Origin of the sequence: Mesorhizobium sp. NPDC059054, assembly GCF_042739215.1 — a bacterium.
Lineage (GTDB): Bacteria > Pseudomonadota > Alphaproteobacteria > Rhizobiales > Rhizobiaceae > Mesorhizobium.
In genome coordinates, this window is the sequence record NZ_JBHYHV010000001.1 from 1,572,447 (window position 1) to 1,585,003 (window position 12,557).

The 12,557-nt window shown below is 60.1% G+C and carries 17 protein-coding genes; 11 read left to right on the plus strand and 6 right to left on the minus strand.

Annotated elements, in window-relative coordinates; genetic code table 11:
• The first annotated feature begins 447 nt into the window (after positions 1–447).
• The 5 genes from ACFWXH_RS07540 to ACFWXH_RS07560 all read left to right on the plus strand — a co-directional run bounded on the left by ACFWXH_RS07540 (position 448) and on the right by ACFWXH_RS07560 (position 3,089).
• The gene (locus ACFWXH_RS07540; protein WP_379119008.1) at positions 448–714 is read left to right on the plus strand and encodes a DUF982 domain-containing protein; all 267 of its coding nucleotides are present in this window, start codon (positions 448–450) and stop codon (positions 712–714) included.
• A 456-nt stretch (positions 715–1,170) separates the two neighbouring features.
• Positions 1,171–1,476 (plus strand): hypothetical protein, encoded by a 306-nt coding sequence (locus ACFWXH_RS07545; protein ID WP_379118800.1) that lies wholly within the window; start codon positions 1,171–1,173, stop codon positions 1,474–1,476.
• 641 nt (positions 1,477–2,117) lie between these two features.
• Positions 2,118–2,327: a cold-shock protein gene (locus ACFWXH_RS07550; protein WP_054309889.1), complete on the plus strand. Its 210-nt coding sequence runs from the start codon at positions 2,118–2,120 to the stop codon at positions 2,325–2,327.
• Positions 2,328–2,440: 113 nt separating this feature from the next.
• Positions 2,441–2,674, plus strand: coding sequence for a hypothetical protein (locus ACFWXH_RS07555; RefSeq protein ID WP_379118802.1), 234 nt, complete (start codon positions 2,441–2,443; stop codon positions 2,672–2,674).
• Between the two features lie 205 nt (positions 2,675–2,879).
• Complete coding sequence (locus tag ACFWXH_RS07560; RefSeq protein WP_379118804.1) at positions 2,880–3,089, plus strand: hypothetical protein; 210 nt, start codon at positions 2,880–2,882, stop codon at positions 3,087–3,089.
• A 228-nt stretch (positions 3,090–3,317) separates the two neighbouring features.
• Here the strand turns inward: ACFWXH_RS07560 and ACFWXH_RS07565 are convergent, their stop codons facing one another.
• The 3 genes from ACFWXH_RS07565 to ACFWXH_RS07575 all read right to left on the minus strand — a co-directional run bounded on the left by ACFWXH_RS07565 (position 3,318) and on the right by ACFWXH_RS07575 (position 4,136).
• A complete protein-coding gene (locus ACFWXH_RS07565; RefSeq protein WP_379118806.1) occupies positions 3,318–3,467 on the minus strand; it encodes a hypothetical protein in 150 nt (49 codons plus the stop codon).
• Positions 3,468–3,476: 9 nt separating this feature from the next.
• A complete protein-coding gene (locus tag ACFWXH_RS07570) occupies positions 3,477–3,638 on the minus strand; it encodes a hypothetical protein (protein WP_379118809.1) in 162 nt (53 codons plus the stop codon).
• A gap of 87 nt (positions 3,639–3,725) precedes the next feature.
• Positions 3,726–4,136, minus strand: coding sequence for a host attachment family protein (locus ACFWXH_RS07575; RefSeq protein WP_379118811.1), 411 nt, complete (start codon positions 4,134–4,136; stop codon positions 3,726–3,728).
• Between the two features lie 296 nt (positions 4,137–4,432).
• Between ACFWXH_RS07575 and ACFWXH_RS07580 the strand changes: the two genes are divergently transcribed.
• Positions 4,433–4,879, plus strand: coding sequence for a DUF305 domain-containing protein (locus ACFWXH_RS07580; RefSeq protein ID WP_379118813.1), 447 nt, complete (start codon positions 4,433–4,435; stop codon positions 4,877–4,879).
• An 85-nt stretch (positions 4,880–4,964) separates the two neighbouring features.
• On the plus strand, positions 4,965–5,273 hold the full coding sequence (locus tag ACFWXH_RS07585; RefSeq protein WP_379119010.1) for a GFA family protein: 309 nt from the start codon (positions 4,965–4,967) through the stop codon (positions 5,271–5,273).
• On the opposite strand, the gene ACFWXH_RS07590 is transcribed toward ACFWXH_RS07585, so the two are convergent.
• The gene (locus ACFWXH_RS07590) at positions 5,175–6,356 is read right to left on the minus strand and encodes a sensor histidine kinase (protein ID WP_379118815.1); all 1,182 of its coding nucleotides are present in this window, start codon (positions 6,354–6,356) and stop codon (positions 5,175–5,177) included. The genes ACFWXH_RS07585 and ACFWXH_RS07590 overlap by 99 nt on opposite strands.
• Positions 6,357–6,552: 196 nt before the next feature.
• On the opposite strand from ACFWXH_RS07590, the gene ACFWXH_RS07595 reads away from it, so the two are divergent.
• Entirely contained in the window at positions 6,553–6,945 is a 393-nt protein-coding gene (locus tag ACFWXH_RS07595; protein WP_054309883.1) for a nuclear transport factor 2 family protein, read from the plus strand.
• 76 nt (positions 6,946–7,021) lie between these two features.
• Here the strand turns inward: ACFWXH_RS07595 and ACFWXH_RS07600 are convergent, their stop codons facing one another.
• Positions 7,022–7,963 carry a cation diffusion facilitator family transporter gene (locus ACFWXH_RS07600; protein ID WP_379118817.1) on the minus strand — a complete coding sequence of 314 codons (942 nt, stop codon included), beginning with the start codon at positions 7,961–7,963 and terminating at the stop codon, positions 7,022–7,024.
• A gap of 238 nt (positions 7,964–8,201) precedes the next feature.
• Here ACFWXH_RS07600 and ACFWXH_RS07605 point away from each other — a divergent pair, with 238 nt between their 5' ends.
• Positions 8,202–10,523 carry a glucose/quinate/shikimate family membrane-bound PQQ-dependent dehydrogenase gene (locus ACFWXH_RS07605; protein ID WP_379118819.1) on the plus strand — a complete coding sequence of 774 codons (2,322 nt, stop codon included), beginning with the start codon at positions 8,202–8,204 and terminating at the stop codon, positions 10,521–10,523.
• Between the two features lie 123 nt (positions 10,524–10,646).
• Here the strand turns inward: ACFWXH_RS07605 and ACFWXH_RS07610 are convergent, their stop codons facing one another.
• Positions 10,647–11,129 carry a RidA family protein gene (locus tag ACFWXH_RS07610; protein ID WP_379118821.1) on the minus strand — a complete coding sequence of 161 codons (483 nt, stop codon included), beginning with the start codon at positions 11,127–11,129 and terminating at the stop codon, positions 10,647–10,649.
• Between the two features lie 193 nt (positions 11,130–11,322).
• On the opposite strand from ACFWXH_RS07610, the gene ACFWXH_RS07615 reads away from it, so the two are divergent.
• Positions 11,323–12,006 carry a TetR/AcrR family transcriptional regulator gene (locus ACFWXH_RS07615; RefSeq protein ID WP_379118823.1) on the plus strand — a complete coding sequence of 228 codons (684 nt, stop codon included), beginning with the start codon at positions 11,323–11,325 and terminating at the stop codon, positions 12,004–12,006.
• A 149-nt stretch (positions 12,007–12,155) separates the two neighbouring features.
• Entirely contained in the window at positions 12,156–12,554 is a 399-nt protein-coding gene (locus ACFWXH_RS07620) for a DUF2946 family protein (protein ID WP_379118825.1), read from the plus strand.
• Positions 12,555–12,557 lie beyond the last annotated feature (3 nt).

The window sequence follows — 12,557 nt, forward strand, 5'->3', positions numbered from 1 at the left end:
AAGCGACCGAGGAGATGTTGCCATGGCAGATCCGAAAAAGCCGGCCCCCGACGTGCCAAGTCCGCCGCCTGAGCCACAGCCCAGACCAAACGAAGACCCACAACCGTTGCCGCAGGAAATTCCTGCGCCGGACCCGAATGAGGTGAAGGAGATACCGCCCCATGCGCGAGGGCAATCGCGGCCATTGCGTGAACCGACGCCTCCGATCCCGCCTGTGCCGGATCCTGAACCACCCACGCCGCCAGGCCCCCTGCCCGACCCGGCACCCGGCCCGATGCCGACACGCTGAAGTGAGCCCAGCATAGCCGCTGCCGACGTGCTCCGGACTTGGAGGACGGCTGGCGAAGATTCCTGAAACCTGAGTGTGCATCGGTGCGTTGATCTAAACCCATAGATGTGGGCTTGGAGGCTGAAATGGATAGGCAGCCGAATAGACCTGTGCACGTGATGTTTGAGGACAGAGTTGAAGAAATCGCTACCGTTGACCGGGCACTCAATTTCCTTCGGCGCTGGCCGGAGGACAGGCGTGGCCATGTTTACCAGTGCACCTGGAATGCCTGTAACGCCGTGTCGATTGGCAGGGTGTCGGAACTTGACGCCATGCGAACGTTCATAGGCTTCGCAGAGGTCACCGGCATTTACGTTCGCGCCGAAGACTTGCCGTTTGTGGCGGCTAAACCGCGCGAGCCCCTGTTCAAGAAGGGACACCGATAGTTCGGCCAGAGATTTCTAGAACCAATGCCACGTGCCCCGATTGGTTACACGCAATCGGAGGCGACATGCCGTGAAACGGGAAAATCGGGGCTCGATCCTCAAGCCGGTCATGCCAAAGCCGGAACCTCCGATACCCGGCTGGAAAACCGGGCCCTGGAGCGCGGCGAAATCCTGCGGCGAAAGAGGTGTGTACGATCGCCACGAAGAGGTTTGGTTTACCGAACGTTCGAGATGCCAACTCCGCTTGCTTCGAACGTGTCACACACATGGCTGCGCGGGCTGCCATCACCCGACGCGGCCAGTCGAAAACAACTGGTGGCGACGATCTTCTCCGTCCTGTCGGCCCTCTTGCGCCCTACTGAAAAAAGGGGCGGAAATAGCCCGACTTTTGTCGGAACCTTCATTCCTTTGTCCGGTTAGCCCTATGCAACCGTAACCAAACGGAAGGAGAGCATCATGCTCAAAAAGATCGTAATCGCTTCAGCTTTCGCGATCGGATTTGCCGGTTCGGCTATGGCGCAGAATATCGGTGACCCGATGGTCAATGACCGCGTCGATCCGAACCAGCCGGCACCGACCGCAGTGGAACCTCAGCCGGTCTATCCAAGCCAGGTGGACACGATGACCACCCAGAGCGTCAACGACCAGAGTGGACCGTCTCAGGGCAACAGCAGTGCTGGTCCGTGTGCTTATGAGCCGGCATATGACGGACCACAAGCCGGTACAGGCCCTATCGTGAATGACAATTACTGCGGCAAGTAATTCAACCAGCTGATATTGTAGGCCGGGGCGCGTAGCGTCCCGGCAAGCGTTGTTCAAGCGGCAATTCCATTTCCAACCGCGTAAGCGCCGGCTATTTCCAGTCCTCCGGTCAGGCGACGCCTTGCCCTGTCTTGAGTTTGAACCGGGAAAGCCAGCAGGCCAATGACGAGCGCTTAGATGAGATGATTTCGGTCCATCGTTTCCTTTGCACGTCGCACTGCGCCCACGGCGTCGTCATCACGACGGCGCCGCGTTACCGATGACGGCGGAACGGCCCTCACCGCATTTTCAGCGATTGCTGACTTTTCCCATGGCAGGGCCCACAGGTCGCGGCGAAGCCGAAGCAGCGCATTTTTGCCAGTAACGTAGAACGCACGCATCAGCTTCCCGTCCTTTTGTGTTGGCTGCCAACCAATGAAAACGATGCGCTCCTTGCACCTTGCTGTCCATGTTTAATTTGAATATTTTTTCGCAAGCCTTGTATTTTCCCTAAATTGGTTTTAAGTATTTCGTATCGATCTTGCCTGTTGAGCTTGTTTTCGCGCTTCGGCGCCTAACCGATCTTCCTCTCAATTTCGAAGACTGCATCGTTTGGCATGATGTCAGACGGCAAATTTCTATGTCAATTGAAAGGAATTCTAATGGCTTCCGGAACAGTAAAGTTCTTTAATTCTACAAAGGGTTTCGGATTTATCGAGCCGGATGATGGCTCGAAGGATGTCTTCGTCCACGTATCGGCAGTGGAGCGCGCGGGTATGCGCGGTCTTGCCGAAGGGCAGAAGCTGAACTTCGAAGTAGTCGCCGATCAGAGAACCGGCAAAAGCTCTGCGGAAAATCTGCAAGCGATCTGAGACAGGGTCGTTTCTGGCCTTTGACCACGGATGTACTGGCATCGGCCATCGAGATGGCTTTTGGAGAAGGTCGGGCTTGCCCGGCCTTTTTTCTTTTTCGGAGAAAGTGTGACATGAACAAGTCAATTCCCAACGATGCGTTCAAGCCGAAACCGACGCGGGTGGAGTCGAAGGACGAGAACACGTCGAGAGCCGCAAAGGCGATAATCAACGACGAAGCGGCTCAGCGCAGGGCCAAGACCCAGCGTTTGCGTCAGGCCCGCCTTGCCCAGGAAGCCGTGGACATCGCAAGCCAACCGGCAAAAGCAACGGCGCGCAGTCGAAAACGTAGTATAGCGGCTCGCTAGATCGGTCCGAAAGATTCAGTTGGGCGCACGATTTTCGTCGGAAGCATTGGCGCCGGATTGGTTTCCTCTTGGCCTGTGAAGGCTGGTCGCACTCCGCGCTTGACTGTCAGTGAGCGCAATCCAGGCGATAGGCCCGCCTCCGGTTCGCTGGAGGTTTTTGCCTTTTAGGCATCGGCACGTATATTGCCCGCGAGGGAGAGGTGCCATGCCCATTCGCCGAAAGCTGGAAGATGCTGCGGTGTTTCAGCCTGCGGAAGTCGCGCTGCTCAGCAGGATTTTTGCTGAAACCACCATCGAAGGCGAGACTCATGAAGACCGTGAGCAGCGCGCCTCAAGGATCATCGCGAATTACCAGCTTGGCATCAGGGATGAGAAGGAACTGATCGAGCTTTCTCGGCGGCCGTTAGGTCGATAATCCTTTCCGGAACCGGCCTGAGCCACGGAGTAGGCCACATCGGGTCAGCGCCACGCGCGCTGGTGGGAAGAGAGGTCATCCGTGCCATAAAAACGGTAGAGCAGCAGGATCACGGTGGCCCGTTGGCTGGCTTCCTGGATCGTACCCGTCCTTTCTGAACCATCGCAACATCTCCCTTTCGGAAAAGCTGCGCTTGGACGTCACGATTAATGCCGGAAACTCAATCGACTAGCGGTAAAGCCTCCTCGTTGCCGCGTCCTGTTCCCGCTGTTCCGCCGGGCTTTTCCTACGCCGCGTGAGAAGAGCGAAAGCTATCACGCCGGCAAGAACAATTGGGCCGACGGTGAGCAGAAGCAGCCACATTTCGTTCTCGAACATCTGGACCTCCTATTGCGGCGGGTTCGCCGGCTGGGATGGTTGAGTTCCCTGCTGATCCGTTTCAGGGCTCTGCGTGGCAGGCTCGTTGCCCTTTTGGCTGTTGCTGCCACCATTGTCGCAGGCCGCCAGCATGGCGGCGGCGAGCAGAGCAATCGGCGCAAGGACTCTCATCAAATCATCCTCCTTGGGACGAACGGTCCCCCAGTGCGGAGGTTCCATCTTTGTCATTCCCCTGAAACCGCCGGCTCACATCCCGCGCTAACCTCGCTCTGCCTCAAGCACCGCCAGCAATGTCGGCAGGGCATGGCCGGTCAGGTCTTTGGCGATTTCCGCCTGGATCGCCGGCAGCATCTGGCCGTGGTAGCGCTTCCGCAGTTCGCCTAATGTGCGGGGCGCGGCAATCACAACCAGATGCTGGAATTCATTGGCAAGGAACATGCCAGAGAGGACGTCGGCGACACCGGCGGCAAAGCCGTCCTCCTCAAGCTGTTGCGCGTCCGGGTTGGCTGCCGTGTTCCGGTGCCTCACCCCGCTCGATCTGTTCTGCGTTTCCACCGGGCCCACGGCCAGCGGCACAAGGCTCGGAGCAATCTCATTGCCCTGATTGCGATAGAGGCTGAGCTTTTCTCCGTCGCAGACGGCGATGACGGTTCCATTGGCAATCAACATCTTCGTGCTCCCTGTTGCTCGTACGCATCGGCTCAAAAATCGGAATTTCGGAAAACACGATGCGTAGATTCAAAATGTTCGAGCGTCCTTTTGTGCATCCGAACGAACGCGCCGCGCTCTAACGGGGAACGCCTCCGCGGCCGAATGGATGCCTCGATCTCCAAGGCATGCAGAATCCCGGCGACAGTGCCTGTGGCGCCGGCTTTTCAGGAACCATCCGGATGAACGCCGGTTCATCCCATGAGCGTCGTTTGAACGATGTGAAGACCAGTCGAGATTTCGCTGGAGGGAGCGCCATGAGAACGCCCTATCTCAACCTGACGGTAAATCTGATCTTCAGCGCCATCGTCATGTATCTGGTGATGTTTGCCATGATCGATGCGTGGGCGGATTTCTACAACAATCTGAACATGCTCTACATGGCGCTGATGATGCTGGCGCCCATGGCCATCCTGATGATCATCACCATGCCGGGCATGTATCCCAGCAAGCGGGCCAACGTCGTCATATGCCTTGGCGCCATCGTCGTTTTCATGGGAGCCTTCGGCCTGATGCGAATGCAGGGCCTTGTCGGTGATACTCAGTTCCTGCGCTCGATGATCCCGCACCATTCCGGCGCGATCCTGATGTGCCGGGAGGCGCAACTGGAAAAGCCGGGGATCAAGGAACTGTGCGACACCATCGTCAAGTCGCAGCAGGACGAGATCAGACAGATGGAAGCCCTGTTGGTAGGGGCGGTCTGAGATGCTGCGTCGTGGAGGCTGCCTTTGCGGCAACATCCGCTACAGCGTAAGCCAGGACCCGCGCGTGCACTATTGTCACTGCGAGATGTGCCGGCGTTCGACTGGCAGCGCTTTCGCCGTGTTGTGCTGGGTCGGGAGGTCCGCCCTTCGCTGGGAAGGGCAGGCTCCCAGCTTTCGCCGCTCATCGCCGCTGGCCAGACGCGGCTTCTGCAGGCGATGTGGCACACCGCTTGCCCTGGACTATGACGGCTCGGCCGAAATCGCTTTGCATGGCGGCACATTCGATGAGCCGAACTCATTTCGTCCCGCTTACAATTATGGTGCCGACCGGCGCCTGGACTGGGTGTGTGCCGGAATAGGCCTTCCCGGGCACGCTATCATGGAGCGATGGTGAACGGGCGCGTCTAACGGGGTCGAACACCTGATGGCTGAGCGCCGGCTCTTCCTCGTTGTCTCGCACAGCCGTCACGCTCTCGACGGGGGCCTTGAGCAGCCAGCGCACGTAACCGGTGCCCCGATCGATTTCAGCGCTGCCATCCAGCGCTTGCGGCGTGGCCCGCAACAGCACGATGCTTCCGAATCCACGCGGATTTGCCTCGTGATGAGCCGCCGGCTTACCGGCAAAATTTTCTTCCCAGCAGAGCTGCAGCACAGGCACGCCCGACGCATCCGGTGCTATTTGCCATGTCACCGTTATGGAGCCCTTGGAACAAGCCAGGGCACCGTATTTGGCTGAGTTGGTGCCCAGCTCGTGCAGAGCCATGCCGAGATATTGAACGGCGCGCGCGTTCAATGTCAGCAGCGATCCCGAAACCTTGATCCGCTCCTCATGTCCGAAAGGCTTGAGATGCTCCTGCACCAGTTCAGCCACGTTCGCGCCCGACCAATCCGAGAGCACGAGCAAATCGTGGGAGCGCGACAGCGCGCATATGCGATCCCTGACATGACGCTCGAACTCTTGCGGAGACGTGGCACGTCGGCTCGTCTCCTTCACCATTGCCAGGATGACGGCATACTGGTTTTTCACCCGATGGTTGACCTCGCGCAGCAGCAGCCGGATACGGCGCTCGTTTTCCCGCGTCGCGGTTATGTCGCGGGCGATCTTGGAGGCGCCGATGATCTTGCCCTCCGACGTCTTGATCGGGGATATCGTCAGGGACACGTGGATCGGCGTGCCATCCTTGCGCAGCCGAACGGTTTCGTAGCTGGCAATGCGTTCGCCGCTGCGGATGCGCTCGATGATCTCATGTTCTTCGTTGCGCATATGCTCCGGTATCAGCATCAGGATGGATTGTCCCACAGCCTCGCCTGCCCCGTAGCCGAACATGCGTTCTGCGGCGGCATTCCAGCTGGTTATGACGCTGTTGAGATCCTTGCTGATGATGGCGTCGTAGGATGAATCGACGATGGCCGCCAAGCGGGCTTGTGCCTCCGCATCGGATTGAAGTTCGATACGGCCGGTCGTGTTGGACTGCATCATTCCCTCCGGTCACGCGCGTCGTAATGCATCCAGAGAAGAATCCGGTTCTCCCACGGTGGTTCCAAAAATCTGTAACCGACCAAGGCTGGCAGTCGGGACTGGGTTCGCCCCACATTCCTCGGAACCATCACCAGGATCGTCGGTTAGCCAGTTCAAACAGAGCGCCGAGGGCGCTCGCAACCAGGCGAAAACCATGACGGATTTCATGACATTCATGCGCGAACGCGATCAGGCGGCACTTGCTTACTGCCAAGGCGATGCAGCGCCGGTGAACGCTTTGACAACGGAGCACGGTCCGGCCTCGTTCTTTGGTCCGGATGGCCACGCCGTCCAGGGTCCGGAGGAAATCAAGGCGGCATTTTCCAAAGGAGCCATGGCCTTCGGCGTCAATGGCAACAGCCATCTCGAGATCGTCCAGTCCGGTTCCGAGGGCGAGATCGCCTACTGGTGCGGGTTCCAGTACGCCGAGGTGGACATGGACGGCAAAATGGTTCCGATGTCGCTCAGGATCACCGAACTGTTTCGCCGTGAGGCGGGCGCTTGGAAACTCGTCCATCGCCATGCCGATATGGCGAAAGCTGCCTGACCGATCCGCCGATGCATCGCCTCGATCAGGACGCCGTTCTGCTCCTGCGATCTGGTCCGGCCTTCGATTTTGCAGGTCAGGTCGCCGAAACAGCTTTGCGCCGCTCAAGATAGGTTCCGGCCCGTTGCGGTTTCACAAAAAGCGCCGTGATTTCGGGGTGGCTTGCTTTGACCTGGGTTTCGATCCGCTCCACTGCGAGTTCAATCTCCGAAGCGGTTAGCGCGTCGATAAACTCCAAACTCAAATTCGCGACCACTTGCTTCGGAGCGAGATGCACGGTCAAAACCCCATTGGCATGGTCGACAGCCGGATCGCGTTCCGCGACGGCAAGGATCGAGCGTTGCAGTTCGGGCGCTGCCGCTTCCCCGATCAACAGCCCCTTGCTTTCGCGGGCGAGGATCCCCGCCACGAATGCCAGGACGAGGCCGATACCAATCGACGCCACGCCGTCCAACTGCGGCATGTCGAAAAGCTGGGCAGTGAAAATGCCGATGAAGGCAATCAGCAGACCTACCAGGGCGGCGCTGTCTTCGAACAGCACGGTGAAGACGGTCGGATCCTTGCTTTGCAGGACGGCATCCACATAGCCCCCGGGTGCTTTGTCCTTGCGGAATTCCCGCAACGCGATCCACCACGACGTGCCTTCGAAAACCACCGATATACCGAGCACCACATAGGTGATCAGCGGGTTCTCGATCTTCTGCGGCGACAGGATGTGGACGATACCTTCGTAGATGGAGACGCCGGCACCGAGGGAAAAGATGAGCAGCGCCACGATGAACGCCCAGAAATACAGTTCCCGTCCGTAGCCGAGGGGATGGGCGCGGTCCGGCGGGTGCGCGGAACGCTTCAATCCGTAGAGAAGCAGGCCCTGGTTGCCGGTATCGACGAGCGAGTGCACGCCTTCGCTGAGCATCGCCGAACTGCCGGTCCAGGCCGCAGCGGCGAATTTGGCGATCGCGATGCCGAGATTGCCGGCAAGCGCGGCATAGATGACCTTCTTCGATTGCGACGCCATCTCTGCTCGAGCCCCACTTGATATTTTAGGGAACAGTCCGCCAGCTTACCGGTTCCGCTTAAGTGCCGCAGTGATAGCACTTCTGGCCGTTTACCCGATCATGAAAACGTATGACACGCCGTCGTTCGGCCAGCCGGTACCGCACGCCTTTCATCAATCGCAATAACGGGTTAAGGTCACTTGGGGTCGCGGGCTTCTACGAGCTGTCATTCAACAGTCCAAACGTCTGGGCGGCACCATGATCATGTTCACATCTCTCCTGCTAGGCTTGTTCGGCCTCCTGCTCGGGGTTGGCGGCATCTGGCTTATCACTCTTGGCGGCAGTCCGGCCTATCTCGCCATCGGCATCATCTTCCTCGTGGTGGCGCTGCTGCTTTACAGGCGCAGCCACCTGGCACTCTGGGTCTACGCACTCCTGATCATTGCGGCGCTCGCCTGGGCAATCTGGGAAGTCGGCTTCGACTGGTGGCAACTCGGTCCGCGCGGCGGCCTGATCATTCTCATCGGGCTCTGGCTGCTCACGCCCTGGGTGCGCCGCTCGCTTCGCTCTTCGGATGGGCCTGCGCCAAGCCCATGGCCATTGGCCCTCCCCTTGCTGGCGGCCATCGCGGTCGCAGCCTATTCAATGACCACCGATCCGCACGACGTGCCGGGCGAACTTCCGAAGGAGGGGGCTGCCGTCGCTTCCCTCGGCAATCTCGTCCCGCCAGGCGACTGGCATCAATATGGGCGCACGCAGTTTGGCCAGCGCTATTCCCCACTTGACCAGATCAACCCGGGCAATGTGGCGAACCTCAAGGTGGCGTGGCAGTACCAGACAGGCGACGTGAAGCTGCCTGACGATATCGGCGAAACCACCTATCAGGTCACGCCGCTGAAGGTTGGCGATGCGCTCTATCTGTGCACGCCGCACAATCTCGCAATCGCGCTCGATGCCGAAAGCGGCAAGGAGAAATGGAAATTCGACGCCAAGCCGGGCCTCAATCCCGACCGTCAGCACCAGACCTGCCGCGGTGTCACCTATTGGGCGGACACGCGGGTAGCGGCGGACCAGCCATGTGCTGCACGCGTCTATCTGCCGACCTCCGATGCCCGGCTGATTGCGCTCGACGCGGCCTCCGGCAAGGTCTGTGAGAGTTTCGCCGACAAGGGCGTGCTGCATCTGGAAGCCGGCATGAAATACAACCCGGCAGGCTACTATTATTCGACCTCGCCGCCCGTCGCCGTCGACGACAAGCTGATCATCGGCGGGGCGGTCAACGACAACTATTCGACGCAGGAACAGTCGGGCGTCATCCGCGCCTTCGACATCCGCACCGGCGCACTGCTCTGGAACTGGGATTCGGGCAATCCCGACGACACTGCCCCGATCGCGGAAGGCAAGACCTATACGACCAACTCGCCTAACAGCTGGTCGGTGTTCAGCGTCGATGATCGTCTCGGGCTGGTCTATATCCCGCTCGGCAATCAGGTGCCGGATCAGCTCGGCATGGGGCGCAGTGACAATGTCGAGCGTTTCTCGTCATCGATCGTGGCGCTGGATATTCTCACCGGCAAACTGCGCTGGGTCCGCCAGACCGTACATCACGACCTCTGGGACATGGACGTTCCCGCCCAGCCGGTGCTGTTCGATCTGACCAAGGCAGACGGCGCCATCGTGCCCGCGCTGGTCGGGCCGACCAAGCAGGGCGACATCTACGTGCTCGACCGGCGCACGGGCGAACCGATCATCCCGGTGCACGAAGAGCCGGCGCCGGGCGGCGCAATTCCAGAGGACTTCACTGCACCGACGCAGCCGATCTCGGATCTCACCTTCTCGCCGCCGCCGCTGCAGGAGAAGGACATGTGGGGTGTCTCGCTGTTCGACCAGCTGATGTGCCGCATCGACTTCCACCGCCTGAAATATGAGGGCCGCTACACGCCGCCCTCGCTGCAGGGCACCATCGTCTATCCCGGCAATTTCGGCGTCTTCAACTGGGGCAGTGTGGCGGTCGATCCGGAACGGCAGATCATGTTCGGCATGCCGACCTATCTGGCCTTCACCTCGCGCCTGGTGCCTCGTGCCGACATTCCGCCGAAGGGCAGCAACGAGAAGGGCAGCGAGCAGGGGCTGAACCGCAACGAGGGCGCGCCTTATGGCGTCTATATGGGCCCGTTCCTCGGCCCGCTCGGCATTCCCTGCCAGGCGCCGCCGTGGGGTTATGTCGCCGGCGTCGACCTGAAGTCCGGCAAGATCGTCTACAAGCACAAGAACGGTACCGTCACCGACATGACGCCGCTGCCCCTGCCCTTCAAACTTGGAGTGCCCGGCATCGGTGGTCCGATGCTGACGCGAGGCGGCGTGGCGTTTCTGGGCGCTGCTGTCGACAATTATCTGCGCGCCTATGACGTGACGAGTGGCAAGGAGCTCTGGAAAGCAAGGCTACCCGCCGGCGGCCAGGCCACGCCGATGACCTACGCCACCGCGAGCGGCAAGCAATATGTGGTGATGGTCGCCGGCGGGCACGGCTCGGTCGGCACCAAGCCGGGCGATTACGTCATCGCCTATACGCTGCCTTGAAGCAGCCAGCTGTCCGCAGGCCGGTCCCCGAAACCTCGCTGCCGGCTCGCGGAGCGCTTTTCATCTCAATAGGGACATGCATGTCCTGCAACCGGCCGCGCATTCTCGTAGCTCTGGCAGCCACTACTCCAGAATGACCACGGCTTCGACCTCGAACAGCATAGGGTCGATTGCAAGCTTGGGAACGGGAACCAAGGTCTGCGCCGGCAGTGTCTCGCCGAACATTTCCTTGACGTTCTCGGTCAACACCCCAAGCTTGGACATGTCGTGGTCGACCACGAAGACAGTGAGTTTGGCGACCTGATCCGGCCTGGCGCCGATCCCATCGAGGGCGGCCCGCAGATTTGCGTAGGCCTGCTTAACCTGGGCGGCGAAATCGGGCGACAGGGCTCCGGTGCTATCCTGGCCGCCCTGCCCGGAGATGTAAGCCACCCGCGCTCCAGGAGGCGTGATCACCGCCGTGCTGTAGCCATTCGGCGACGGGTCGTAGAGGTTCTTTGGATTGACGATGGTCAGTTTGTGATCCCTCGCATTCGCCGCCGTGGAAACTGCCATGGTCATGATGATTAGCCCTTCGATAAACAGATGCTTGATTGTGCGTGACATGATTTCGGCTCCGCGGACGACGAGCGACGGACGGTCGCAGTCGGTGTGACTGAATTCCAGACCTGTCGCCGATGCGATTGAATCGTACATCATACGATGTCATCCTATGGTACAATGTACGATTCAAGCGCTCGACATCGACATTCCTGACGTCGCCTGCCAAGGTCGGAATGCCTACCAGCGAGGAAGATGAATGGCAGCCAAACGCAGCGGCACCCGAAGCACACGGTCTCAACGGGCAGAATCCGTGCCTCAGCCGCGCAGCGAAACGCCACTCTCGCTGGAACGCATTGCGGCAACGGCGGTGGAATTGCTGGATGTCCATGGCGTCGATGGATTGACGATGCGTCGGCTGGCCGATCGCCTCGGCTCAGGCGTGATGAGCCTGTATTGGCACGTCGACACCAAAGAGGATGTCTTTGATCTGGCGCTGGACATGGTGCTTGAATATCGCGGACAGCCGCAAGCGGCCGGAACCCAGGACTGGCGTACGGAAGTCATTCATATTCTCGAAGACTGGCGCGCCCAGATGCTTCGCCATCCCTGGTCGGCGTCGCTGTTGCCGAGCCGAGCGCTTGGCCCGAACATCCTTTATCGCCTGGAACTCTTGGGCAAGACCTTGTCCGGGGCGGGTGTTGCCGACGCAAATCTGAATGTCGCGATATGGTCGCTTTGGAACCATGTGATGGGCGCCACCGTCACCAGGGCGAGCTTCGACCTCTCGAATGACGATCAGGCCGCCGCGCAGCAGCGCCTGCATCTGAGTGAACGCTACCCGACAATCGAGCGCTCGCGCCTGCCGTTGGACAACGATTGGGACGGCGTCTTCCGCAAAGGTCTCGACTTCCTGCTTGACGGCCTTGCTCCAAAACCGTGAAATTCGTCATCCCTGACAAGGCGATGTCAGGTCCTCTTCGCCAAGATGCCGTGCAGTCTCGCTGGGCGGTCAGGGGACTCAGTCACTCTCCTCCCCCGCGCGTCATCTGCCGCAGTGACTTCACGGCAAGAGTCTGGCATCTGAAGCCCATGGGAGCCACGCGGGACATTTTGAGGGACAGGCTGACGGCCACTGCCGTCGCAGTGATGCTTGTCTATCTGTTCCTGCTGCAGGCTTTTGTTGCGGGCATGACGCAAGGTGCGATGGCGGCCTCGGCCGCAGATCCACTGCACGTCATCTGTACGACAGACGGTGCAGATTCCTCATCGGATCCGAGCGGGCCAGCCGGCAAGGGCAACACCTGCCCTTGCGCGGCGCTGTGCAGCGTCACCGGGCTCGCGGCCCCGGCTGTTCTGGGCGGCCAGGACCATGTCTATCTGATCGCCGTTCGGACAGAGCCGGTCCGCCTACAACTTGCCGCCAGCCCATTCACGCCGTCACTGCGCGGCTTTGTTCCCGGGCCTCGCGCACCTCCATCTTTTTCCTGACCA